18 protein-coding genes, 6 tRNA genes and 2 rRNA genes are annotated in these 25,226 nt (G+C 41.0%); 2 read left to right on the top strand and 24 right to left on the bottom strand.

Annotation, left to right across the window (positions count from 1 at the left end):
- Nucleotides 1-10: 10 nt before the first annotated feature.
- From H5R64_RS03635 to H5R64_RS03620, 4 genes are all read right to left on the bottom strand, one after another.
- A complete protein-coding gene (locus H5R64_RS03635; protein WP_182582861.1) occupies nt 11-706 on the bottom strand; it encodes an amino acid ABC transporter permease in 696 nt (231 codons plus the stop codon).
- A gap of 45 nt (nt 707-751) precedes the next feature.
- Nucleotides 752-922 (bottom strand): PLP-dependent transferase, encoded by a 171-nt coding sequence (locus H5R64_RS08710; RefSeq protein WP_231818586.1) that lies wholly within the window; start codon nt 920-922, stop codon nt 752-754.
- 725 nt (nt 923-1,647) lie between these two features.
- Nucleotides 1,648-2,517: an alpha/beta hydrolase gene (locus H5R64_RS03625; RefSeq protein WP_182582859.1), complete on the bottom strand. Its 870-nt coding sequence runs from the start codon at nt 2,515-2,517 to the stop codon at nt 1,648-1,650.
- Nucleotides 2,504-3,202 (bottom strand): 2,3-bisphosphoglycerate-dependent phosphoglycerate mutase, encoded by a 699-nt coding sequence (locus H5R64_RS03620; RefSeq protein WP_182581316.1) that lies wholly within the window; start codon nt 3,200-3,202, stop codon nt 2,504-2,506. The genes H5R64_RS03625 and H5R64_RS03620 overlap by 14 nt, the downstream gene beginning before the upstream one ends.
- A 196-nt stretch (nt 3,203-3,398) precedes the next feature.
- On the opposite strand from H5R64_RS03620, the gene H5R64_RS03615 reads away from it, so the two are divergent.
- Nucleotides 3,399-5,135 (top strand): cell division protein, encoded by a 1,737-nt coding sequence (locus tag H5R64_RS03615; RefSeq protein ID WP_182582857.1) that lies wholly within the window; start codon nt 3,399-3,401, stop codon nt 5,133-5,135.
- Nucleotides 5,136-5,183: 48 nt separating this feature from the next.
- Here H5R64_RS03615 and H5R64_RS03610 read toward each other — a convergent pair whose 3' ends face one another.
- From H5R64_RS03610 to H5R64_RS03535, 16 genes are all read right to left on the bottom strand, one after another.
- Nucleotides 5,184-6,152, bottom strand: coding sequence for a beta-galactosidase small subunit (locus H5R64_RS03610; RefSeq protein WP_182582855.1), 969 nt, complete (start codon nt 6,150-6,152; stop codon nt 5,184-5,186).
- Nucleotides 6,136-8,085: a glycoside hydrolase family 2 TIM barrel-domain containing protein gene (locus tag H5R64_RS03605; RefSeq protein ID WP_182582853.1), complete on the bottom strand. Its 1,950-nt coding sequence runs from the start codon at nt 8,083-8,085 to the stop codon at nt 6,136-6,138. The genes H5R64_RS03610 and H5R64_RS03605 overlap by 17 nt, the downstream gene beginning before the upstream one ends.
- A gap of 177 nt (nt 8,086-8,262) precedes the next feature.
- Nucleotides 8,263-8,348: transfer RNA gene (locus H5R64_RS03600), tRNA-Leu, on the bottom strand.
- Between the two features lie 57 nt (nt 8,349-8,405).
- A complete protein-coding gene (locus tag H5R64_RS03595; RefSeq protein ID WP_182581320.1) occupies nt 8,406-8,858 on the bottom strand; it encodes a SprT family protein in 453 nt (150 codons plus the stop codon).
- A complete protein-coding gene (locus tag H5R64_RS03590) occupies nt 8,851-11,028 on the bottom strand; it encodes a Tex family protein (protein WP_182582851.1) in 2,178 nt (725 codons plus the stop codon). The genes H5R64_RS03595 and H5R64_RS03590 overlap by 8 nt, the downstream gene beginning before the upstream one ends.
- Before the next feature lie 20 nt (nt 11,029-11,048).
- On the bottom strand, nt 11,049-11,876 hold the full coding sequence (gene nadE, locus H5R64_RS03585) for an ammonia-dependent NAD(+) synthetase (RefSeq protein WP_182581322.1): 828 nt from the start codon (nt 11,874-11,876) through the stop codon (nt 11,049-11,051).
- 11 nt (nt 11,877-11,887) lie between these two features.
- Nucleotides 11,888-13,354: a nicotinate phosphoribosyltransferase gene (locus H5R64_RS03580; protein WP_182581323.1), complete on the bottom strand. Its 1,467-nt coding sequence runs from the start codon at nt 13,352-13,354 to the stop codon at nt 11,888-11,890.
- 51 nt (nt 13,355-13,405) lie between these two features.
- Nucleotides 13,406-14,107 (bottom strand): GntR family transcriptional regulator, encoded by a 702-nt coding sequence (locus tag H5R64_RS03575; protein ID WP_182581324.1) that lies wholly within the window; start codon nt 14,105-14,107, stop codon nt 13,406-13,408.
- A 187-nt stretch (nt 14,108-14,294) separates the two neighbouring features.
- Complete coding sequence (locus H5R64_RS03570) at nt 14,295-15,011, bottom strand: aspartate/glutamate racemase family protein (RefSeq protein ID WP_182581325.1); 717 nt, start codon at nt 15,009-15,011, stop codon at nt 14,295-14,297.
- 37 nt (nt 15,012-15,048) lie between these two features.
- Complete coding sequence (locus H5R64_RS03565; RefSeq protein ID WP_182581326.1) at nt 15,049-16,698, bottom strand: aspartate-alanine antiporter-like transporter; 1,650 nt, start codon at nt 16,696-16,698, stop codon at nt 15,049-15,051.
- A gap of 118 nt (nt 16,699-16,816) precedes the next feature.
- A complete protein-coding gene (locus tag H5R64_RS03560; protein WP_182581327.1) occupies nt 16,817-17,458 on the bottom strand; it encodes a hypothetical protein in 642 nt (213 codons plus the stop codon).
- A gap of 70 nt (nt 17,459-17,528) precedes the next feature.
- Nucleotides 17,529-17,600, bottom strand: a tRNA-Gln gene (locus H5R64_RS03555).
- Between the two features lie 10 nt (nt 17,601-17,610).
- Nucleotides 17,611-17,693 (bottom strand) — tRNA-Tyr (locus H5R64_RS03550).
- A gap of 139 nt (nt 17,694-17,832) precedes the next feature.
- Complete coding sequence (locus H5R64_RS03545; RefSeq protein ID WP_182581328.1) at nt 17,833-19,329, bottom strand: peptide MFS transporter; 1,497 nt, start codon at nt 19,327-19,329, stop codon at nt 17,833-17,835.
- Nucleotides 19,330-19,644: 315 nt separating this feature from the next.
- Entirely contained in the window at nt 19,645-20,565 is a 921-nt protein-coding gene (gene glsA / locus H5R64_RS03540; RefSeq protein ID WP_182582849.1) for a glutaminase A, read from the bottom strand.
- A 147-nt stretch (nt 20,566-20,712) separates the two neighbouring features.
- Nucleotides 20,713-20,785: transfer RNA gene (locus H5R64_RS03535), tRNA-Asn, on the bottom strand.
- A 144-nt stretch (nt 20,786-20,929) separates the two neighbouring features.
- On the opposite strand from H5R64_RS03535, the gene H5R64_RS03530 reads away from it, so the two are divergent.
- The gene (locus tag H5R64_RS03530; RefSeq protein ID WP_182581330.1) at nt 20,930-21,415 is read left to right on the top strand and encodes a flavodoxin; all 486 of its coding nucleotides are present in this window, start codon (nt 20,930-20,932) and stop codon (nt 21,413-21,415) included.
- Between the two features lie 256 nt (nt 21,416-21,671).
- On the opposite strand, the gene H5R64_RS03525 is transcribed toward H5R64_RS03530, so the two are convergent.
- From H5R64_RS03525 to H5R64_RS03510, 4 genes are all read right to left on the bottom strand, one after another.
- A tRNA-Thr gene (locus H5R64_RS03525) sits at nt 21,672-21,744 on the bottom strand.
- A 151-nt stretch (nt 21,745-21,895) separates the two neighbouring features.
- Nucleotides 21,896-21,968: transfer RNA gene (locus tag H5R64_RS03520), tRNA-Asn, on the bottom strand.
- Nucleotides 21,969-21,973: 5 nt separating this feature from the next.
- Nucleotides 21,974-22,090, bottom strand: a 5S ribosomal RNA gene (rrf, locus tag H5R64_RS03515).
- A gap of 77 nt (nt 22,091-22,167) precedes the next feature.
- A 23S ribosomal RNA gene (locus tag H5R64_RS03510) occupies nt 22,168-25,090 on the bottom strand.
- Nucleotides 25,091-25,226 lie beyond the last annotated feature (136 nt).

Raw genomic sequence — 25,226 nt, 5'->3', positions numbered from 1 at the left:
TGTCACCTACCTAACTTATCCTGATCTGACTACCCAATCGTTTCTCTAAGTAATGTTGAATGATTGTAAGGACCGTGGTAAACACCGCATAAATTAATGCTACCAATGTATACATTAACAATGGCTGGTAATTCGCAGCTGCAATTTGCTGACTAACCTCAAACATTTCCATAATCGTAATTGAGGCTGCCAATGAAGTATCCTTTACCAGGCTAATAAAGCTATTTGATAACGGTGGTAATGCCACCTGAAGTGCTTGGGGAATTATAATGCGCCATAATATTTGAAGGCGGGTCATCCCAATTGCTGCACCAGCTTCCCACTGTCCCTTCGCAACTGAACTAATTGCTGCCCGAATCGTTTCCGAAGCATACGCCCCCGTATTCAACGAAAAGGTAACAATTCCAGCGGTAAATGGCTCTAATTTAATCCCGTGAGGGAAAATTCCCTTAATCCGTAAATACGGTAATCCAAAGAATACAATGAACAGTTGAACTAAAAGCGGAGTTGACCGGAAAAGCCATACATAAAATTGAGCAAACCATTTTAGTAGGATAAACGGCCCGCGTTGATACGACAGTCTAATCAATGCAGTTACTAAAGCAATAATTAATCCAAAGAAAAATGAAATTAACGCTAGCGGAATTGTATATTTAAATCCCGCTGCTAGGAGTTGAGGTAATGATGTTCTGATTATTTCCCACATAGTTAAATTATCCTTTCTCTTGCTTTAATTTACCTAGAGCCTGTTTTAGATCAACGATAATATCTTCAGGATCTTCAATTCTGGCTTCAACTCGAAACTAATCATCGCCCCAAAGTTACGCGTCTGTTTTGCTGCGATGTCATGACCAGGAAAATCAATTAATTCAGGGTAATAAATATTGGCAATTCGCGAATCACCTTGTAAAAAGTTAATCACCGCATCAGCATTTTCCTGGTGACTTCTTAATCGTGCCCCTAAAGTTAATGGCCGCTGATTATAAGATGTTACAAACGTATTATCAACAATCGTTTTAACACCATGTTTCTTTGCGATCTTACTAATTGCTTCGATATCTGCAACCTGAAGAAAGCGACGTCCGGGTATGGTTTCCTGTTCGTGAATATTCCCATTGAAGATTACCGCTCAGTTAATCTCGGTGGAAGGTTGAAGAACGATAAACTGGTGTTGAAACGGCACCCGTATTTTTATCTTCACTGTTGTCACCATGTACTAATTGAGGATTAAAGTGCATAATGTTTCTCCTTATAAATTAGCTAAATAAAATGATACAAAAAGGCGCAATTCCAAGAAAAACACTTGAAATTGCGCCTTATGCACTTACCCCGACTGTATTAGCAGGCCAAATTAATTTTGGATACGCCAAGACATGGGTCGCATAAGACGCGATCCACAGCAACAAACAACGCTAAAAAATTGAATGTTTTTCATGACGTGTTCCCCCTAATAAATCATAGGTAAAATATAACTTATTTATAGTAAGGTGTCAATATGTTAATTATTAAAAATAACGAAGGTGTGACATAAAAGGCAACGACAACGCGCAGTAAGAATGGTCTTTAGCGCTCGACAAGATAAACGTCGAAAGCTTATTTGTGCTTGCGAGCGGTATTCTGTCACGCTCTCGTTAATTTCTTATAATATTAATGCTTTAGCTTCTTATCTAAGAATTCAAGAACCGTATCGTAAATTCTTTGACTCCAAAAATCAAGTTCATGATTAGCGTTAGTAACCCGATAGGCTTCAACATTTGCACCAACAGATTTTAACTTCTCATACATTTCTTCCATTTGATGATAAGGGACAATCTTATCCGCATCTCCATGAAATAGTTCAAACGATGGGTACCGTTTTCCTGCTTTTACTCGGTACAAGGGACTCATTTCACGCATAATTTCGGGCCACTTCTTTTTGTCAGTACCAAAAAGGCAATACTTTAGAATTTCATTTCCCGGAACATTCGCCGTATACTTAAACGTTTCAGCAACATCCATTGGAGCAAAGCAAGATACAACCGCTGAAACGGCATCAGATTGATCATCATAAGCAGCAGTCTTGTACTTAGGGTCGTCCCCTGTAAGGCCAACTAACATTGCTGCATTCGCACCAGAAGAAGTTCCCCAGATGGCAACCCGTTCAGGATCAATAGCATACTTTTTCGCGTTTGCACGCAAAAAACGAATTGCTGTCTTAACATCCTGAAGAAATGCTGGGAAAGGATAACCATCCAATGAATTACGATGTTGCACCGTGGCAACAACATAGTCATTCTTAACAAATTGTACTAGTTGAGGAATCTCTTCACCAAATGTTGGTAACCGCCAAGAACTTCCTTGAACAAATACAATTAGTGGTCGTGGTTCTGTCTTATATTGTTGAGGGTACCGTTGTGTCCATGGGGTTAAAAGTTCAAGTTTTAATGCTTGACCATCAGCAGCACCATACGTAACGTTTTCGATCAAACGAATTTGTCCATTTAGATTCGGGTTATTTTCAATCTCATGAATTGTCATTTTTTTCACCATCCATTGTAATAAAAGTCTTCTTAACGATATTTAATACTGGATCAAATTCATACATAATCGGTTTACCGTTTGGAACTTCAACCTTATCAATTTGATCGTCAGGAATTTGATCAAGATATTTAATTAATGCCCGTAATGAACTCCCATGAGCAACTATCAACTGATTCTTTCCGTCTAGCAGTCGTGGAGCAATTTGATCCTGCCAGTAGGGCAATAATCGTTTCTGGGTCATTGCAAGGCTTTCACTGGAAGGCATCTTTACACCCAGGCGATCATACCGTCGTTCATGCTGCCGGTGCTTCAACTTTGGTGGAATCTCACTGTAACCACGACGCCAACGATGAAGTTGTTCTGCACCGACTTTTTCTTTAACCTTGGCTTTATTTAACCCACTAAGTGCTCCGTAGTGGCGTTCATTCAACCGCCAAGTTTTATATACTGGGATATAAAGTTGATCAACCCTATCCAGAATAATGTTCATTGTCTTAATTGCTCGCGACATATATGAGGTGTGGGCATCGTCAAATTGGATCCCCATTTTGGCCAATTCATCACCTACCATCTGTCCTTGCTCAATTCCCTTTTCAGTCAGTGGAACATCAGTCCACCCTGTAAAAATATTATCACGGTTTGCCTGACTCTGACCATGACGAACAATTACTAACTTTGCCATTCTCTCACTTCCCTAACACACTAATCATAGCGCATTTGTATATTTCATAACAAGAATAACTTTTCCCGAACTCCTAACTGAAGTAACTAATTTTTCCTCATGATCATAATAATAGCGTATAATTAAATTATTGTATTCACAATGAAAGGAATAAGCTAGCCTAAAGAAAATATTTTTCTCTACCTAACTAAAAAACATGAAAGAAAAAACCATCAAGTTAATTAAGCAGGGATTCCCTTATTACCTCATCATTATTATGAGTTGTTTAATAATATCGCCACAAATAATATCCCAAGGGGTTATCCTCGGGACAGATTCAATTTTTCATTTTAATCGTTTTTATGAAACAGCTCAGCAAATTCGGTACTGGAATTTTAGTTACTTTCAAAGTAATTATTCTTTTCAACAAAGTGGCCGAATTATCAATGCTACGTACTGTCCACTATTTGCCTACTTTAACGGGATAATCCTTCTGTTTGCCAGAAGTTGGTATCGGTACCAAATCATCACTAATCTTCTTATTTACTTTATCGGTGGAACCGGGATGTATAAACTATGCATTAAACTCCATAGTAAGCAAAGTATTGCACTAATTACCGCTTTTATTTACATGAACATCGGTTGGTTACCTCGTTGGGAATTAGCACAAAATATGAATGCGTGGGGTGCCGCCTTATCTCCATACATGATCATCTGCGGTATTAGGATGATTCAAAATAGTGAACAACCAATTAACGTTCTTCAATTAATGACCGTCATGACTATCATCATGCAAATCCATCTTTTGAGCTCCGTATTTTTTGTGGTTGCCTTAATTCCGTTTTTTATTGCTGGACTCATCCATTCTAACAATCCTCGATTAATGTGGATAGATTTACTCAAAGCGGTAATTGGGACAATAATCTTAACCGCTAATATCTGGGGCGCATTGCTCATGATTAACCTCAATAACCATATCGCCTATCCGGCAAACTTTAACCTATTTGCTAATGCTCTACGTCCAGCAACCTTTAGTAATAACCGGAGATTTCTTTCGTTTTTCATTTGGTTCCTTTTTACTGCTCAATTTATATTCGTTATTAGAAAACCCCACCGCTCATCGCTCAATACATTTATCACGAGTTGGGGTTTCTTAATCTTGATCTTAAGTTCTGTTATTACTCCCTGGAAAAAGTTTCAACAGTGGCTTCCCTTTCTTTCCCACACGTTACAATTTCCTAGCCGTTTGACAATTATCGCTTACCCCCTCCTTTTCGCAGGAATTGCGATGACCATTACAACAATCGTCAACTCAACTCCTAAATACTCACTTAGTCGCAACTCTTCAATTGGAATTCTTGTTGTAACCCTTCTCCTTGTATTTATCCCAACCAACATTACGATCTCAAGGAAGGTCGCCAACTACTATTCTGATGCACTTTTCGCTAACCTCAGTGCGTTAGCGAAAGTCAGTACTAACAAAGCAGCGATCCGTTATTCAACCCAATCCTCACACCCTGGACAACTACTAAGCCTAGTTGAAAAACGCAGTCCTGACTATCTCCCTCTGCCTTCAAACTATGCAGGAAATAAATCCAAACACTCCTATGATTACCAGTCTCAAATCATTAAGAATGCTAATAATTTCCATCATACTGTTCTTAAGGGTGGAAAATTAAAACTTACCTGGACAGCTGATCATTCTGGAACAAAACGTCTCCCATTAGTCACTTATCATGAATCTGTCCTTACAGTAAACGGTAGGAGAGTTACCCACTACCAACGCTCATCAATCGGTTCCCCCTATGTTCATGAGCATCAAGGTCTTAATACTGCCACTTTAAGATTCAAGCCAGCTAGCTGGTTTAACTACCTATTAGTAATTTGGCTAATTAGTTTAAGCATCTATTGGGTATATGGTAGCTATACCTTTTATAAACATAGAATAGCCTAAACACTAAATACGCCTCTGGACACATACCCAGAGGCGTATTTTAATTTACTATTTAGTAGGGTTAATTATAAATGAAAATTCGATATCTTGATCAGCTGGAATGTGATATTGCTTTTCAACATCTGCACCCCAACTATCAATTCCCCCAACACCACGAACAGCACCAGCCATTACCAATACCGTTCGTCGTGCTAACGGTAATTCTTCAATATGGGTTGCTGACTCAAGTTCTTCAGCAGTGTATGGTAAACAGCTAAAGTTAAATGGCTGATCTTCTTGACTAATCTTTAAGGAGAACGGCTCAGCAGAATGATCAGCATTATTTTCAGTTATTTCCCGGGTAATGCTGAGTTGTCCAGTTTCCATGTGCATCCCATTTTCTTGAGGAACTAAGTATGGGGTAACCGGAAGACCGTCAACATGGTACTTACCGTGACGAGCCCCAGCCATTCGGTCAGGATATGTTTCGCCAGATAGTCCCTCGTAGTCAAAGCCAGTTGCTAGTGTTGGCATGATAAAACGTAGGCCAAAAACTGGTAAGCCGGGAAGATCTTCATGGCCAAAATAATGGGCACTAACATTAATTTGCCCAGTAGCGCCAACCACATAGGTTACAGTGACCTTGGTTGCAGGAACAGTTAATGTTTCATAGGTAAAAGTAATTTTTACTTTATTTGCCGTCTCGTGATTAGTAAACTTATTTGTTTCTGGAGCAACTGGCAAGTGATCAAAGTGACGATCATCAACTACTAAGTCAGTTTGATCATTAAGACATTTACTAAAAGTATCAGCTGCCAGCCATTGAGCAGACTTAATATTAAAGCCACTTCCCCGATCATTATCAGTTGTGGCGCGCCAGAAGGTCGGTGTTGGAACCCGATAAAGCCATTCTTTGCCATTTAACTTTAACGATTCCAGGCCACCTTTTTCATAACTAAAGATATAGTGGAAATTATCCCCACCAAGTCCTAACGTTCCGTCACCGTAGATCACGTGCATTTTATTTGTGTAAGCCATAGTAATACCGTACCTCCTGCATAGCTGGTTTAGGTGTCCGATCGGCAAACATTAGACCATCGCCAGAAAATTCATAGTCTGAATGACGATCATCAAAATCACCACCATAACGCATAACCATTTGTCCACTGATTGGATCCTTTACTTGAAGTGCCTGATCAATAAAGTCCCAAATAAAGCCACCGAAATATTGTGGGTACTTATCAAGGAGTTTAATGTAAGATCCCATTCCACCAACAGAATTACCCATATCATGCATGTATTCACATTCCATAAATGGCTTATCCGGATTATTCTTCAAATATTCTTCAACCTGCTTTGGTGGTAAGTACATCCAACTTTCTACGTCTGATAACTCATCACGATAATCATGAGTTTCTCCTTGAGGAAGGTAGTTTTCCTTATTTAAACTTGGAATTTGGTCGCTGTAATCATGTGTGTGACAAACACCTTCATAGTGAACCAAACGGCTATCATCATGTTCCTTATAGAATTGTTGCATAGCTACAAGGTTATCACCGGCAAATGATTCATTCCCAAGTGACCAGAAAAGAATTGCGGTATGGTTTTTGAAGAATTCATAGTTACTTCGCGCACGGTCAACAACAACTTCACGCCATTGAGGAACAGAACCAGGAACGTTATATGATGGTTCAACTGCCCCCATCTTTTGCCAGGTAGCGTGTGATTCAAGGTTATTTTCGGCCATCATGTAAATTCCATTTTGATCACAAAGGTAATACCAAGGGATCTGATCTGGATAGTGACATGTCCGGACAGCATTAATATTATTTTCTTTGAAGGTATGGATATCACTAAGCATATCCTTCATTGTGACTGAACGACCACGGTGATCATCCCACTCGTGACGGTTAACTCCATTAATAATGAGGCGCTTTCCGTTTAACAGGACAACGTGTTCTGGGCTAATTTCAATCCTCCGGAAACCAAATTGGTAAGGAACCAATTCAAGGAGGTTTCCTTTAGCATCCTTAACTTCGATCAAAAGTTGATAGAGGTATGGATCATGGTTATCCCAAAGGTGGACATCCTTAAATTCGTGCGGTTCAACTGTAACTTTTTCGGTAACTGGCTTTGTTTCATCAAGTAAGGTCTTGCCATCATGATCCTTTACCACAAGATGGACATTACCAGCTTGCTCGCCAACAAAAGCAAGATCAATTGCTAACTCACCATCACGGTAATTATCAGCTACCCGTGGCTTCAAGGTAAAGTCCTCCAGGTGAGTTACCGGTTGGGCGAGTAGTTCAACACTCCTAAAAATACCAGAGAAACGGAACATATCCTGATCTTCAATCCAGGAAGCGGTACTGTGCTTAAATACTTCTACCGCTATCACGTTATCTTCATCCTGAATATAAGGTGTCAAATCAAACTCAGAGGGCGTAAAGCTATCTTCTGCATATCCAATAAAGTGACCATTAAGCCATAGGTACATTGACCGTTCAACGCCTTCGAAGCGAACCCGAATTTGCTTCCCCCGAAGTTCATCATTTAAGTCAAAATGCTTCAGGTAAAGGCCAACGGTGTTATCCTTCCCTTCACTAAACGATCCTTCTTCAGGATCATCCTGGCTCAAGGCATAAGCAGGACGCCGGAAAATTTTTCCTTCCCACGGCATCAGGGTATTAATGTAATTATTTTGTGTATAATCACTTAATTCAATTTCACTAGGAACTTTAATGTGCCCAAAGTTACTAGCGTCAAAGTCAACTTTATAAAAATCTTTAACCCTTTCCTGAGGCGTTTGGGCAAACTTAAACTGCCACTGACCATCCAAGCTTTGTTCAAAACTACTTTTATGCTGTTGCCACTCTACATAATTACGGTAGAAATGATGGTCACTATGCGCCGGTAATTGATTAACCCGGAAAATCTCTGGATTATCTAACCATTTTATCTCTGCTTCCATCGACAAAGTTCCTCCTTAAAAATCATTACAGTTTAAGTATAGCGCTTTCATCACTGTAAAGATAGGATTTTCTAACCAAGGTAAAATTAATAATAGTTATTTTCTTCATTAAAAACTGATTTCGGTTAATTTTTAAACGAAAAAAGCACTTAACCAAAAAGTTAAGTGCTTTATTAGTGCGGCCGAGAGGACTTGAACCTCCACGGTCATAATCGACCATAAGATCCTTAATCTTACGCGTCTGCCAGTTCCGCCACGGCCGCATATCAACCAACGAATATTATTATAGCAAGATACTTATTCGTTGGCAATAACTTTTTTCAGTTTTTTTGAATAAAATGGTGCCCACACCGACGACATACGTACCGCTCAGTATTAAATCGTCGTTGACGGAGAATTTGGACTCCACATCCCTTACATTGATAACTCCAATAGTGGCGTGTTCTTCGCGTAGCTCTACTCGTTACCGGAGCATATCGTGAACCGCCTACACGAACCAGTAACTGACGAAAATCCGCACTTCGGTGATGATAATCACGATTAGTCAAGTGTAAATGATAGTGACAAAGTTCATGAAGAACCACCCGTTTTAAATTATCTAAATCAAATTCAGTGTACATTAACGGATTAATATCAATATGATGATCATCAAGATGGTAACGTCCACCAGTAGTTCGTAAACGGGAATTAAAGAAGATCCGATGTAGAAATGGCCGCTGAAAATACTCCATCGACCATTTTTCAGTTAGTTCTTGTAATTGCTGATTACGCATTTTCTTCATCTTGTGGTGCAATCATTGTTAGTTGAATTCGTTGACGTTTAAGATCAACGTCTTCAATCCAAACATCCACAATGTCACCAACAGAAACTGCAGCACGTGGATCCCTAATAAATTGCTTACTCATCTTTGAAACGTGAACTAAGCCATCATGCTTCACACCAATATCAACAAAGGCGCCAAAGTCTACAACATTTCTAACGGTCCCCTGAAGTTTCATCCCCGTCTTAAGATCATCAATCTTCATTACGTCCTGACGAAGCAATGGTGCTGGCATTGAATCACGCAAATCACGACCTGACTTTTGAAGTGAAGCAATGATATCCTTCACCGTTTCTTCACCAGCTTTTTCACTAGTAAAGTTCTTAATATTGATCTTCTTTAACTGCTTTTCAGCTACTGACGAGCCAAGACTATCAACATTAATCTCAGCAGCTTCCATGATCTTCTTTGCAATTGGATAACTTTCCGGATGAACATCAGTATTATCGAGAGGGTTATCTCCGTTAACAATTCGCAAGAACCCAACAGATTGTTGATAAGCTTTTGGTCCCAACCTTGGGACATCTTTTAATTGTTTTCGGTTAGTATACTTACCATGTTCATCACGATACTTAACTATATTTTTTGCCGTAGTCTTATTCAGACCAGAAATCTGAGTGAGAAGTTGGTAACTTGCGGTATTAAGATTAACGCCAACCCGATTAACGGCTCGCTCCACAACGGCATCTAATTCACCCGAGAGCTCTTTTTTCGGCAAATCGTGTTGGTACTGACCAACACCAATCGCTTGTGGATCAATCTTAACTAATTCGGCGAGTGGATCCTGAAGCCGTCGACCAATGCTGATCGCACTTCGTTGTTCAACATGAAGATCAGGAAACTCATTCCGCGCCTCCTTACTTGCCGAGTATACAGAGGCACCCGCTTCATTAACAATTACGTAATAGACAGGTCGCTTGATTTTATTCAAGGTATTCACAACAAACTGTTCAGATTCCCGACTTGCTGTTCCGTTACCGATTGCGATCATCTCAACACGATACTTTTCGATCAGATCAATTAACTGACCTTCAGCTTTTACTCGATCTTCTTCAGGCGCTGGCTTGTGGGGATAAATAACGGCCTTAGTAAGGAACTTTCCGTTTTCATCCAAAACAGCTAACTTACATCCCGTCCGGTAAGCAGGATCAAAGCCAAGAACAACTTTTCCCTTAATTGGCGCTTGCATCAATAAATGATAAAGATTTTCTCCAAATACTTTTATCGCTTGCTGGTCCGCATTTTCCGTTAATTGGCGGCGAATCTCCCGTTCAATTGCTGGACCCAAGAAACGCTTATAGGAGTCAGCATAGGCCTCTTCAATCAACTTAACAGCCGCATTCTCCTTACTTGTCCGGATTAACCGAAAGTGAAGGTAATTGAGCACCGCGTCATCATCTACGGTGACCTTAACGTTTAGGACACCTTCCTTTTCTCCACGGTTAATTGCCAGGATCTGGTAAGAACTTAATTCTTTTACCGGACTCGTAAAGTCGTAGTACTGCTCGTAAGTTTTTAGTTCATCCTTTTCATTACCGTTTCGCTTAACAGTAGTTACCAATTGACCATGTTGATTCATAAAGTTTCTTAACCAACTCCGAACAGTTGACATTTCACTAATTGCTTCAGCTAAGATTTCGTGAGCGCCATCCAAAGCATCCTCAATCGTTTCAACGTCATCATTGAGGTACTTTGCCGCCTCAGTTTGTGGGTCATCGTCTGAGTATGTTAATAACCAATTAGCAAGGGGTGCTAAACCATGTTCCCGGGCTACCTGCGCTTTTGTTTGCCGTTTTTGCTTATAAGGCAAGTAAAGGTCTTCAACCGTTTGGAGTTCCGTTGCAGCCAAGATTTGCTTCTCTAAGGCCGGAGTTAGCTTACCAGCTTCCTTAATCTTATTAATAACGGTTTGCTGCCGATCAAGTAATGATGTTGCATGCCGATATTGATCATGAATTTCCTGAAGTTGAACTTCATCCAACGTTCCGGTAGCCTCTTTCCGGTACCGGGCAATAAACGGAATCGTGTCTCCTTCATCCATTAACTTCAAAGATGCCTTAATCTGTGATTCACGTAGTTTTGGAAGTTGTTTACTAACTAACTTAATTGCTTTTTCGTCCATACAATCCTCCGTCGATCGTTTTACCGCCACCAAGTATCAGCGGGATTAATTGGCTGGTGACGCTTATGTTGTGTCTTCTTGTACCAGCCTTCAATTGTCGTTGCTGCTTGAGGACTAACCTCTTTTCCCTCAAGGTAATCATCAATTTCTTGGTAGGAAACTCCAAGGGCCTTCTCATCCGGAAGCATTGGTTTGTCATCTTCCAAATCAGCCGTTGGAACCTTTTCATACAAGTGCGCTGGAGCACCAAGGTATTCCAGCAAGACTTTTCCTTGTCGTTTATCCAAGCCGGAGAGTGGTGTAATATCAGCACCACCATCCCCAAATTTAGTATAAAATCCAGTGACCGCTTCTGCCGCATGATCAGTTCCCACAACGGCACCCCCATGTTCACCCGCAATTGCGTATTGGACAATCATCCGTTCACGGGCCTTAATATTCCCTTTATTAAAGTCACTAATGTTAGCACCAGCAGTTGTTAACGAATCAAACATCGCGTCTGTAGCAGGCTTAATGTTAACCCGCATTATCTTATCAGGATGGATAAACTGGTCAATTGCCATCATCGCATCTGATTCATCCGCTTGTTCACCATAAGGTAAGCGAACTGCAATAAATTGATAGGCTTGATCGTTCGTTTCTTGACGAAGCTTCTCAACTGCTAACTGTGATAAACGTCCTGCTAATGAAGAATCCTGACCACCAGAGATTCCTAGGACTAAAGTCTTCATCCCCGTCTTTTTGAGGAAGTCTGCTAAGAATTCAACCCGTTGCTCAACTTCCGCCTTTGGATCGATCTCTGGTCGTACATGAAGCGTCTCAATGATTGTTTCTTGTAAACTAGTCATCTTTCTGCCCCCTAATTATCAAGTGTTTTTACGTATTCATGGATCCGGTGAATCATCTTAAGCTTATTATCATAGCACTTCTGTGACAGATCCACTGGGTAAACTTCTGGATTAAGATCGCGTTTGTATTCATCCCACAATGCATCAAGGTTTTTCTTTCGCCGTTGTCGTGTTTCTTCCAGGCTCGGTTCATCATAAACAAATTGACCGTCTTTCCAAATATCCTTTAACATGGGACGGGCTTTAAAATCATCAACATCCTTTTGTTGGAGTGGGAAGTCCGGATTAAACATATTTAATGACCGTTGCTTACGGGGATCCTCATCGGCAAGGGTAATATAGTCCCCTTCACTCTTATTATCTGCACAATCATTAATCCGCCAAACCTGTTTCTTCCCTGGAGTAGACATTTTACTAAGGTTATTCGAAAGCTTAATTGTATCAACCATATTGCCATCTTCATCTTCAATGGCAACTAGCTTATAAACAGCTCCTAAAGTTGGTTGGTCGTAAGCAGTGATTAACTTAGTTCCAATTCCCCAAACGTCAATCTTAGCTCCCTGCATTTGCAAGTTCTGAATTGTCTTTTCGTCAAGACCGTTGGAAGCGTAAATCTTCGCATTTTTAAACCCAGCATCATCAAGTAGCTTTCGAACCTGCTTCGAGAGGTAGGCCATATCACCACTATCAATCCGGACACCATGAAAATTAATTTGATCGCCAAATTCCTTGGCCACCTTTATTGCAGCCGGTACACCACTCTTCAATGTATCAAATGTATCTACCAGGAAAACGCAGTCATGGTGAGTTTGGGCATATGCCTTAAAGGCATCATAATCATTCCGGTATGCCTGAACTAGGGCATGGGCATGAGTCCCAGAAATTGGAATTCCAAATAATTTACCTGCACGAACATTACTTGTTGCATCAAAGCCACCAATATAGGCAGCCCGCGTTCCCCACAAAGCAGCGTCAAATTCTTGAGCCCGTCGTGAGCCAAATTCCATCACTGGTTGATCACCAACAATCGACTTGATCCGAGAAGCCTTAGTAGCAATCATAATTTGATAATTAAGAATGTTTAATAATGCTGTTTCAATTAATTGGGCCTCGAGCACCGGTGCATCGACCTGGAGAATCGGTTCATGGTTAAACACCAATTCTCCTTCTTCAAAGCTCTTAATAGATCCCGTGAATTTAAAGTCTTTCAGATAGTCCAAAAAATCATCGGCAAATTGCCCCGTCGACCGAAGATATTCAATATCATTAGCCGTAAAGTGAAGAGACTTAATATAACGAATAATATGATCCAGACCTGCAAAAACTGCATACCCATTTTGGAAAGGCATTTTACGGAAAAAAGCTTCAAAAACGGCACGCCGATTTTCCTGTCCCTGTTTCCAATATGTTTGCATCATACTGAGTTCATAAGCATCAGTATGAAGAGCTGTACTATCATCTGGATAATTGAATTTCATTGTCTAGTATCCTCTCAAATTAAATTAATAACCAACATTGTAGCACGAATTTTATTTCTCCAAAACGAACTCAAATCGTGAACCAACATATTGGGTATGAACATATTCAAATGGTGTTCCATCTTGTAAATACGAAAGTTGTGTCATCCGCAATAATGGGTCACCACGTTTAACATTTAAGTAAGTTGCAATCCGTTCATTGGCCTTAGTAGCAGAAATATGCTGAACAGCATGTCCCGGATAAAGATGGGCCTTATGTTCAAGTGTTTCCCAAAAAGAAGTTGTTACTTCTTTTTTACTTAATCCCTTAACTAATCTTGCCGGGATCGTTGCCACTTCAAAGCAGATTGGAACATCATTTCCTGAACGAATCCGTTCCATTCGAATAACCTGATCGCCGTCCCTTAAATCTAGCTTTTCGATTTCAACTTGGGAGGGAATCGTCAAGTGGTAAGAAATCGTTGTACTAGATGGCTCCTTACCAATCGACTTCATTAAATCTGTAAAGCTTGTTACCCCCGACATTTTTTCTTGGACTTTTCGATTAGCGACAAAGGTTCCGGAACCAACATGCCGTTCAAGAATTCCTTCATCAACCAATTCTTGAATTGCTTGGCGTAATGTCATTCGGCTGACTCCAAATCGACTAGCCAGCTCCCGTTCAGCAGGAATTTTATCGCCAACCTTCCATTTACCATCTTCAATATTTTCCCGTAGTTGATTATGGATTTGAATATATATCGGTGAACTCATTTTGGCTTTATCCTCCTCACACCATTTCAAACAATAATTAGCCATTTATAATTGTAACATCATTTAATAGGGTTAGACCAATTTTAGTAAGATTAACAAATTAAATAAAAATCCGAAAAACAACTCATCTAATACACCTCCACTACTTAGACCAATGGTTATTTTTCGGTTTCTTATTTTATAACTTTTATTTTTCCCCGTTGCGAATCTTTAATGCCCGTTCAAGCGTCCGGTCGACAATGATTGATTGTGAATCTGCAACCGGGTACTTAGTTTCCGGATCCATCTCTTCAGCATATGAAAGTTCTGTACAACCAAGAATAACAATGTCACAGTGTTCTTCTTCAATCATCTTACGCACTAGTTCATGATACTTTTTCCCGTCAGAGTGACCCTTTTCCTTAATGTCATGATAAATTAAGTCCTCGGTCATTTCTTGAATCTCAGGAGTTGCCTTAACCTCTTCGTAACCTGCATTCTTGATATAAGAATCATAAATTCCGGATTTCATGGTACCGTCAGTTCCCAAAAGACCAACTCGCTTAGCATCTGGCTTCAATCGTTTAATTTCATTAACCGTTTCTTGAAGCATATTAAGGATTGGAATCTTCGTCGCTGCCTGTAATTCATCATACGAATAGTGAGCAGTATTACAAATTAAGACAAAGAATTCCGGATGAAGAAGGCTCTGCTGCTTGATATCTTCAACTAGCGCTTTAGCTGGACTGGGCTTACTATGATCAAGGATCCAACTTGTCCGATCTGGGACAGTCGCATGGTTAACCACAAGGTAGTCCAAATAATCCTGGTCACGATGCGTTGGTGTCCGCTGATCCAAAATCCGTACGTAACTTTCAGTAGCTAATGTTCCCATTCCACCAAGAACTGTAAAAAACTTTTTCATGACTCATAACCTCACTTTATGGTTTAACTTCAATACTTTAAGATAACAACGCAACAAAAATTGGTCCTAGTAAAGTGATGCCAATATTTCCCATGATGTAAGCTGGGGTTAACGCAGCGGCAAAATATGCCCCACCTTCCGCACCAGCCTGATCAGCAATTTCCGTCATCACAGCGGCACAGGTACCTGAACCAGTCAATCCACCAATCAATGCCAAGGGTTCCATATGTAAAACATAACGACCAAATAGTAACGTTAAAAGGTGGGGAGCAATTGCAATAACTGCGCCAATAAAGAGCACCCCAATCCCTAACGCCTTAATCGCACCAGTAAATGCTTGGGCAGATTGAAGGCCAACCGTCCCCACGAAAAGAGTTAACCCTAAGTTCTGGAAAAAAGCAGTTACTGTTGGTGGAATTGAATCATGATCCCGATGACGGGAAATCCATGTACTCAATACTAGACCCATTAATAAGGCAGCAACCCCGTTTCCAAGTTGTAGAGGAATGCCGTTCAACTTCACCCCAAGAATTCCAAGTAAAGAGGCAAAACCAATTCCGAGTGAGAACAATGAGTAATTAATTGCCATTGCACTCGTATGCCAGCGTCCCATCTTCCTTAAAATCGTGGATGTCCGTGACGTATTCCCAGTTAAAGAAATTACATCCCCAGGCTTTAACTGATTAAATAATTGTTCATTCCCCGTATCCGGATCTTGAATATTAATAAAAACCCCATGTTGACGTAAATGTGCTAGTTGGGTTGGCTTAAAATGCTTCCCCAAAACGAATTTTCGTTCTCGCGGTGCATTAGTTGGAGTTAAGACTTCGGACGTCCCCTTAATTCCATGCATCTGATCAAAGTAAATTGCATAGCCGATCACGGTTAGAAGGTCCCCAGGCTTCAACTTATACTCCAAGTGATCCGTCATCTCATCTCCATGAAAAGCAACTAATGCAATTATCCGGTAACGAGTCCACTTATTAAAGCTACCAATCGTTTTACCAACTAACGGTGAATCAGGTTTTATCCTGTATGTCCGCCGCCATGTCGGGTTAGGATTTTTTGCGTGAAAGTGATACTTCCAGGCCATCAATGGTCCTCGTTTACTTACCTTGATTCCCAAAAGCTTTGGAGCAACATCACGAAGAAAAATGATAACACCCAACGTTCCAAAAACATAGGTTAATGCATAGGCGACTGGCAACTGAGCTTCATACGTTGATCGAACTGCACTACTAACTGGCAGAGACCCAATCGTCCGCAACGAGCTAGCAACCGTTGATGATTGAGTTAATGAACCAGCAATAATTCCTGATGCCACTCCCGGTCCAATGTGAAATGTAATGAACAATCCCCATGAAACAAGAAAAGCCGTTACTAACCAGAAAATACTGATAATCAGAATTCGTGAACCGAAAATTTTTAAACTGATTAACATCTGCGGCCCAATTCGGTAGCCAACTGAAAACATGAAAGCACCAAAGAAGATCGTTCCTAGCATTTCATCTCGTGGAAACGCTCCGATCTGACCAACAATTAAGGTTACAATTAGCGTGGCCACAGTTGCTCCAATACTAAATTTACCCCCAATTTTATAATCCCCAATTGCAAAACCTAGGGCCATACAGATAAATAAGGTAAAGACTTGGTTATGAACCATAAAATGAATAATTGTATCAACCATAAGAATTTCTCTTTATACCTCAGACAATCCCTTAATTTTGTTATTACCAATCATTCATTTTAACATTATCTAAGAATGAAGGCTATCAACTCAACCATCTTATTTACCTTTGAATTAATTACGATTTTGCCAATGCTATTAACCAATCCTTAGTTTCCTGATCTAGCCCAGGAGCAATTACTAACGGAAATGGTTTAAATAAAATTTCGATCTGCTGCCAGTTAACCTGATCACCCTGATAAATAGTTTGAAAGAGTCGTTGTTGCGTTAATTTTTGAATCTGGTTACTTACTGGCCGATTCAAAAACATCATAGCAGTTGCTTTTACTGCTAATTCTTCTGCAACCATTTTTGTTAACTCTTCTTCACTAATTGTTCCCGAAACAAGAATTTGTTGTTTTAGTGGAACACTAGGAACTTCCCGTTGAATAAAATGTTGGAGAGTTCTCCAACCATTAATTATTTGACGGTAGAACTGCCAAGGAACACGACTATTTAACTGCTTAAATAAACTCGGAATGATACTTTCTAAATCTAAACGTTGTCCCTGACAAGTATCCAAAATTTCAATTAAGAAGCGTTGATTACTCTCTTGAATCTTCTTTGCTAATCTTTTCTTACTTGTTAGATTAAATCGTAAAACGACATAGTCAACAAACTGGTCACCATCAATTACAGACCGATGAGAATGTTTTTTTACTTTAAACTGGTTTAATTGTTTAAGTCGACTCGACTTTGCAAACTGCCCTTGTTTAGGCATCGTAATTTCTCCTTTACATAGTTTTAATAAACAAAAAAGCCACCAACTATTTAGTTGGTGGCTTAAGCAGTTGGGCTAGCTGGATTCGAACCAGCGCATGACGGTACCAAAAACCGTTGCCTTACCGCTTGGCTATAGCCCAATAATAAAAGTGGAGGAGGGTGGATTCGAACCGCCGAACCCGAAGGAACGGTTTTACAGACCGTCGCGTTTAGCCAGACTTCGCTACTCCTCCATCATAATGTGAAAGTTATAAGCAACAATCAACATTTATTATAGTACCGAACTTTAGTTAAAATTGCAAGGACTTTTTGGAGAAAAGTTTTAAAAAAAATAAAGAAGCTGAAAATTAATTTCCAGCTTCTTCTTTCATTTTAATCTACTCCGTCCATTAATCCATGGATCTTTTTAACGAAGAACATCAGGATAATCCCGAAAACAATACTTACAAGCCCCACAACAATGAAGTATGGAACTTCAGTTGCAGACGAGTAGTACTTAACAATTTGAGCGTTAACAGCTTGACCAGCAGAATCAGCCAAGAACCACATACTCATCATTTGTGACTTAAATGCTTTAGGCGCAAGTTTAGTGGTTACTGACAAACCAATTGGTGAGATTAACATTTCACCAATTTCAACGATGAACCATGAACCAACAAGCCAGAATGGGCTAACCCGTCCTGCAGTCCCGAACATCATGCCTGGCAACGCCATGAGGATATATGATAATCCGGCAAAAACAAGACCAGCAGAGAACTTACCAGGAGCACTTGGTTGACCCTTCCAGTGATCCCAAAGGGCAACAAATACTGGTGTTAAAATCATAATGAATAATGGGTTCAAAGTCTGGAAGTTAGCAGCAGCAAAGTGCCAGCTACCAATGTGAAGAACTGTCCGTTGTTCAGCAAACAATGCTAAAACAACAGAACCTGATTCTTCAATTGCCCAGAAGATTGCTGCAGCAATAAAAAGTGGAATATAAGCAAGAACCCGCGACTTTTCAGGCTTAGTAACCTTCTTTGAATTCAGCATCATAATAAAGTAGTAGATTGGCAATGCAATTGCGATAAACGTGATAATGTTAATGATATTAGTAATGTTTAGCTGACCGATTGCGGCTAACAGACCTAGGATAACAATCAATACAGCTATCCCAACACAAGTCCAAATAATAATTGGCCGTAAATCATCTTTTTCAATCGGGTCGTTAGGATATAAACTGTCCTTTGAAAGGTACTTTCGACCATCCAAAGTATATTGAAGTAAACCAAAGAACATTCCGATTGCAGCTAGTGAAAAACCAGCATGGAAGTTCATTTCGTTACCAAATAAATGAAGGCCAAAACCATTTGCAGCCCATGGAACAGCCCATGGAGCAACGGCTGCCCCCAAGTTAATCCCAAAAACAAACATACTAAATCCAGAGTCACGACGTTCATCATCTGGAGCATATAAGCCACCAACCATTTCAGAAACGTTTGGCTTCAATAAACCAGTCCCGGCAACGATTAATGCGATTGAAATATATAAGGCTGTAACACCAGCAGGCAATGACAAGGCAATGTGCCCAAACATAATCAGCACACCACCGATAAAGACGGTCCTACGAGAGCCCCATACACGATCAGAAAGCCAACCACCAACAACACTTGAGAGGTAAACTAACGAACCGTAGATCGCCATAATTGAAGCAGCAGTGGCTTGATCCATGCCCAAACCACCCTTAGTGACAGCATAGTACATGTAGAATAGCAGGATAGCCCGCATTCCGTAGTAACTAAACCGTTCCCACATTTCAGTGAAGAACAGCGTGGATAGTCCTCTTGGCTGCCCAAAGAAGGCTGTATCCAAGTTTTTCTCTTTACTCATATAATTCCTCCAAATAATATCTTCAGGAGATAAATCAAATGTAAAAGTTAATTAAATTAAGAAACTTTCACATTAAAATTTCATAATATAACTATTATAGGCGTCTATTTTGCAGGCGTCAATTCAACAATAAATTTTTGATGAGAAAAACTATTCTAAGGATAACTTGTTTCACAACTAATCAACCTACTCCACGTTATTTTTTGAATATTTTTCTAGTTTATGCTTAATAATATTAAGCATGCTGCAGAATATCCCTTAACTTAATAAAGCTAATCTTATTTTAGAATTAAACATCAAACAAAATTTCGCCATTTAGTATCTAAATATGTCGACTTTTAATTTCTGACTAAGTTCATTTAAAGCACTCAGCCCTGCAATACTGTTACCAGATTTGTCCAATGGCGGACTGAAAATTCCAATTCCATACTTATTTGGTACTGCGGTCATTAGTCCACCACCAACACCACTTTTAGTTGGAACTCCAATAATTGCAGAATATTTTCCTGATTCGTTATAAAGTCCAGTAGTCATCATTAATGATTTAGTGTATGTTGCTGCTTCACTCGAAATCAATCGCTCATTATCCCACGGCTTAATTCCATTATTTGCTAGAACTGCACCTAAATTGGCCAGATCAGCAGCCGTTACCATCATTGAACACTGTTTAAAATAAGTTTTCAGGCTTAATGGCACATTCGCTTTTAACATACCTTTTGCTTTAAGGTAATATGCTAAGGAGCGATCCATATCACCCGTTCGCTCTTCTGACTCAGAAATTTCTGTACTAAGCGTGATTTGTGGATCGTGACAAATATCGCGAGTAAACCGAATAATCTGTTCAAACGGCTGCATACTATTTGTCGCCTTTACTAGTGATGTTACTGCGATTGCCCCAGCATTAACAAAGGGATTTAACGGATGATGATCCCCCTCAATTTCTAAATTTAAAATTGAATTAAATGGAAAACCAGTCTGCCGGGCCCCAACATGTTGAGTAACATACTCCATTCCTAACTGGTTTACCGCATACAAGAAAGTAATAACTTTTGAAATACTTTCGATCGCAAATCTAACCCTTGAATCACCAGCCTGCTCTATATTATTCTTTTTCAGATCATAAACTACAATTCCCAATTGTTTCGGTGCCACTTTACCTAGTGCTGGAATGTAATCAGCTACTCTTCCTTTCTGGCTATTAGGTAAGTTATTTTTCACTATTTGTTCTAGATTCAAATAGATCACCTCCTAATTAAAATCATACGTTAATTAGTAAAAATAGCAAAAGAAACGTATTATGGTGTAACTGAGATAATTAATTATTTAATGCGATGAATTTTAAAATAAAAAAACGCTAGCTAAAATAGCTAACGATACAAATAACTCCGGCAGTCAGACTCGAACTGACGACAACCTGATTAACAGTCAGGTGCTCTACCAACTGAGCTATGCCGGAATAAGATAATATCAAAGATAAACCTTAACAACACTAGTTATTATACAAGATAATATCTTAAGTAGCAAGAAGAGATTTAAATTAATTTCCCTTAATTTGAGATATAATACTAGTAAAAATAAGGATTTTCAAGGAGGGTATCCCATGGCAAATACCTTAGTTCTCTACTATTCCGCTACTGGTACAACGAAAAAGGTAGCAGAAAAGATTTCCCAAATTTTGAATGCAGATATTGCTGAAATTCATCCAGTAACACCCTACTCAAACGATGATCTTAATTGGCATAACAAATCTACTCGGGCAACCGTAGAACAGAAACAAGAACACGATGGCCGTGTTCCTATTAAAGATGATCTACCCTCTCTCGATAATTATGACAACGTTATTATTGGTCACCCAATTTGGTGGGGGATTCCGCCACGCCTCATTGCTACCGCTATCGACAATCTTGCACTTAACGGAAAAAGACTAGCAACGTTTGGAACATCTAGCAGTACTGGATATGATCGAGCACAATCCAATGTTGAACGAACGGTTAGGGAAAATAACTATGATGTTAAAGTAGCTCACGGAGATATTCTTAATTCTCGATCAGCAATTAAGAATTGGCTTAACTCATTGAACTTTTAATTCTTACTTAATTAAGTTAATGCATGAACCTGATCCGTAATTGGGTTCATACTTCTTATTCCTATTAGTTTACATATGGTCAGTGTTCCCATACACAGTAATATTCACAAGAAATTATTCGTAAGGTTTATTATAACTAGTCATTGATAACTTCTACCTAAATTTTCAACGCATATGCTTTTATATGTATAAAAAATAATCCTTGATGTGTTTTTGTAAGACGCTACTACATCAAGGATTATTAGACTTTTATAAGTGCTAACTAGAGGAGTCGAACCTCCGACCTTCTCTTTACGAGGGAGATGCTCTACCAGCTGAGCTAAGTTAGCAGATAATTAACATCTTTTATTATATCATGACAATAAGCGAGTTAAAACACCTATTCCTAATTTTATCTAAGTAAATTAGGAATAGGTGTTTTATTTAACAAATAAGATAAAAAAGCTATCAGCCCAATAGCTAATAGCTTTTCATTAATAACTCCGGCAGTCAGACTCGAACTGACGACAACCTGATTAACAGTCAGGTGCTCTACCAACTGAGCTATGCCGGAATAACGCGTGGCAACGTCCTATCCTCGCAGGGAGCGATCCCCCAACTACTTTTGGCGTGTTGAAGCTTAACTTCTGTGTTCGGCATGGGAACAGGTGTATCCTTCAAGCCATCATCACCACACTTACCCTTTTGGGCAAGAGCTTGCGCTCTCAAAACTAAACAATATCATTTTCTACCAAACCGAACTCCCGCTTAACTTGGTTAAGTCCTCGACCGATTAGTAATGGTCCGCTCCATGCCTCACGGCACTTCCACTTCCATCCTATCTACCACATCATCTTTGTGGGGTCTTACTTCCCGAAGGAATGGGAAATCTCATCTCGAGGCGAGTTTCACACTTAGATGCTTTCAGCGTTTATCTCGTCCATACATAGCTACCCAGCGGTGCTCCTGGCGGAACAACTGGTACACCAGCGGTATGTCCATCCCGGTCCTCTCGTACTAAGGACAGGTCCTCTCAAATTTCCTACGCCCGCGACGGATAGGGACCGAACTGTCTCACGACGTTCTGAACCCAGCTCGCGTACCGCTTTAATGGGCGAACAGCCCAACCCTTGGGACCGACTACAGCCCCAGGATGCGATGAGCCGACATCGAGGTGCCAAACCTCCCCGTCGATGTGGACTCTTGGGGGAGATAAGCCTGTTATCCCCAGGGTAGCTTTTATCCGTTGAGCGATGGCCCTTCCATACGGAACCACCGGATCACTAAGCCCGACTTTCGTCCCTGCTCGACCTGTCTGTCTCGCAGTCAAGCTCGCTTGTGCCTTTACACTCTGCGAATGATTTCCAACCATTCTGAGCGAACCTTTGGGCGCCTCCGTTACCTTTTAGGAGGCGACCGCCCCAGTCAAACTGCCCACCTGACACTGTCTCCCAGCACGTTTAGTGCTGCGGGTTAGAGTGGTCATAATGCAAGGGTAGTATCCCACCAACGCCTCCGTCGAAACTAGCGTTCCGACTTCTATGGCTCCTACCTATCCTGTACAAGCAGTACAAACACTCAATATCAAGCTACAGTAAAGCTCCATGGGGTCTTTCCGTCCTGTCGCGGGTACCCTGCATCTTCACAGGGATTTCAATTTCACCGAGTCTCTCGTTGAGACAGTGCCCAGATCGTTACGCCTTTCGTGCGGGTCGGAACTTACCCGACAAGGAATTTCGCTACCTTAGGACCGTTATAGTTACGGCCGCCGTTTACTGGGGCTTCAATTCAGAGCTTCGCCGAAGCTAACCCTTCCTTTTAACCTTCCAGCACCGGGCAGGCGTCAGCCCCTATACTTCATCTTACGATTTTGCAGAAACCTGTGTTTTTGATAAACAGTCGCCTGGGCCTATTCACTGCGGCTGGTCTTGCGACCAGCACCCCTTCTCCCGAAGTTACGGGGTCATTTTGCCGAGTTCCTTAACGAGAGTTCACTCGCTCACCTTAGGATTCTCTCCTCGACTACCTGTGTCGGTTTGCGGTACGGGCAGTTAACTTGCTCCTTAGAAGCTTTTCTCGGCAGTGTGACATCGGCAACTTCGCTACTATAATTTCGCTCCCCATCACAGCTTGTCAACCCGAATGTAAGCATTTAACTCACATCCTGACTTACTGCTTGGCCCCACTCTTCCAATCGTGAGGTTTGCTTAGCCTCCTGCGTCCCTCCATCGTCAAACGCAGTTAACTGGTACAGGAATCTCAACCTGTTATCCATCGCCTACGCCTCTCGGCCTCGGCTTAGGTCCCGACTTACCCTGGGAGGACGAGCCTTCCCCAGGAAACCTTAGTCATTCGGTGAACAGGATTCTCACCTGTCTTTCGCTACTCATACCGGCATTCTCACTTCTAAGCGCTCCACCAGTCCTCACGGTCTAGCTTCACCGCCCTTAGAACGCTCTCCTATCACGTGCACGTAGTGCACATCCACAGTTTCGGTAATATGCTTAGCCCCGGTACATTTTCGGCGCAGAATCACTCGACTAGTGAGCTATTACGCACTCTTTAAATGGTGGCTGCTTCTGAGCCAACATCCTAGTTGTCTATGCAACTCCACATCCTTTTCCACTTAGCATATATTTAGGGACCTTAACTGGTGATCTGGGCTGTTCCCCTTTACACGGTGGATCTTATCACTCATCGTGTGACTCCTGGGCATAAATCGATGGCATTCGGAGTTTATCTGAAGTTGGTAACCCATGACGGGCCCCTTGTCCAAACAGTAGCTCTACCTCCACGATTCTTTATCCCAAGGCTCCCCCTAAAGAGATTTCGGAGAGAACCAGCTATCTCCAAGTTCGTTTGGAATTTCACCGCTACCCACACCTCATCCCAGCCATTTTCAACTGACACGGGTTCGGTCCTCCAGTGCGCTTTACCGCACCTTCAACCTGGACATGGGTAGGTCACCTGGTTTCGGGTCTACAACTACATACTTCATACGCCCATTTCAGACTCGCTTTCGCTGCGGCTCCAGTTTTTCCACCTTAACCTTGCATGCAATCGTAACTCGCCGGTTCATTCTGCAAGAGGCACGCCGTCACCCATTAATGGGCTCCGACAGCTTGTAGGCACATGGTTTCAGGAACTATTTCACTCCCCTTCCGGGGTGCTTTTCACCTTTCCCTCACGGTACTGGTTCACTATCGGTCACTAGGGAGTATTTAGCCTTGCGAGATGGTCCTCGCAGCTTCCGACGGGGTTTCACGTGTCCCGCCGTACTCAGGATCCTGAACTGAGGGAGTGACGTTTCGTCTACTGGGCTCTCACCATCTCTGGCACAGTTTCCCAACTGTTTCGACTACGTCGCTCTTTGGTAACTCAAATGTTCAGTCCTACAACCCCAACGAGCAAGCTCGTTGGTTTGGGCTCTTCCCCGTTCGCTCGCCGCTACTGAGGGAATCGAATTTTTCTTTCTCTTCCTGCAGCTACTGAGATGTTTCAGTTCACTGCGTCTACCGCTTGCTAGCTATAGATTCACTAGTCAAGCAACCAACGACTAAGTTGGTTGGGTTTCCCCATTCGGAAATCTCCGGATCAAAGCGTACTTACCGCTCCCCGAAGCATATCGGTGTTAGTCCCGTCCTTCATCGGCTCCTAGTACCAAGGCATTCACCATGCGCCCTTCATAACTTAACCTTGATAATCACTTTGTGATTATCGGATTAATTGAGTTAGCGATTATTTCTTAAAACTCAAAATAACGCGGTGTTCTCGGTTTGTTTTGTTAATTAATAAAGAAAATTGATATTATTTAGTTTTCAAAGTGCAAGCT

It is taken from the genome of Limosilactobacillus fastidiosus (assembly GCF_014145505.1).
GTDB classification, from domain to species: Bacteria; Bacillota; Bacilli; order Lactobacillales; family Lactobacillaceae; genus Limosilactobacillus; species Limosilactobacillus fastidiosus.
The sequence above is the reverse complement of the archived record's forward strand: the minus strand, read 5'-3'. Positions and strand labels throughout refer to the sequence as shown.

Coding starts and splice junctions, on each gene's coding strand:
- H5R64_RS03575 (WP_182581324.1), bottom strand. CDS start 14,107: ATGAGTTCACCGATATATATTCAAATCCATAATCAACTACGGGAAAAT.
- H5R64_RS03545 (WP_182581328.1), bottom strand. CDS start 19,329: ATGAGTAAAGAGAAAAACTTGGATACAGCCTTCTTTGGGCAGCCAAGA.
- H5R64_RS03560 (WP_182581327.1), bottom strand. CDS start 17,458: ATGCCTAAACAAGGGCAGTTTGCAAAGTCGAGTCGACTTAAACAATTA.
- H5R64_RS03625 (WP_182582859.1), bottom strand. CDS start 2,517: ATGACAATTCATGAGATTGAAAATAACCCGAATCTAAATGGACAAATT.
- H5R64_RS03620 (WP_182581316.1), bottom strand. CDS start 3,202: ATGGCAAAGTTAGTAATTGTTCGTCATGGTCAGAGTCAGGCAAACCGT.
- H5R64_RS03605 (WP_182582853.1), bottom strand. CDS start 8,085: ATGGAAGCAGAGATAAAATGGTTAGATAATCCAGAGATTTTCCGGGTT.
- H5R64_RS03590 (WP_182582851.1), bottom strand. CDS start 11,028: ATGGACGAAAAAGCAATTAAGTTAGTTAGTAAACAACTTCCAAAACTA.
- H5R64_RS03615 (WP_182582857.1), top strand. CDS start 3,399: ATGAAAGAAAAAACCATCAAGTTAATTAAGCAGGGATTCCCTTATTAC.
- H5R64_RS03635 (WP_182582861.1), bottom strand. CDS start 706: ATGTGGGAAATAATCAGAACATCATTACCTCAACTCCTAGCAGCGGGA.
- H5R64_RS03610 (WP_182582855.1), bottom strand. CDS start 6,152: ATGGCTTACACAAATAAAATGCACGTGATCTACGGTGACGGAACGTTA.
- H5R64_RS03595 (WP_182581320.1), bottom strand. CDS start 8,858: ATGCGTAATCAGCAATTACAAGAACTAACTGAAAAATGGTCGATGGAG.
- nadE (WP_182581322.1), bottom strand. CDS start 11,876: ATGACTAGTTTACAAGAAACAATCATTGAGACGCTTCATGTACGACCA.
- H5R64_RS03530 (WP_182581330.1), top strand. CDS start 20,930: ATGGCAAATACCTTAGTTCTCTACTATTCCGCTACTGGTACAACGAAA.
- H5R64_RS03570 (WP_182581325.1), bottom strand. CDS start 15,011: ATGAAAAAGTTTTTTACAGTTCTTGGTGGAATGGGAACATTAGCTACT.
- H5R64_RS03565 (WP_182581326.1), bottom strand. CDS start 16,698: ATGGTTGATACAATTATTCATTTTATGGTTCATAACCAAGTCTTTACC.
- H5R64_RS03580 (WP_182581323.1), bottom strand. CDS start 13,354: ATGAAATTCAATTATCCAGATGATAGTACAGCTCTTCATACTGATGCT.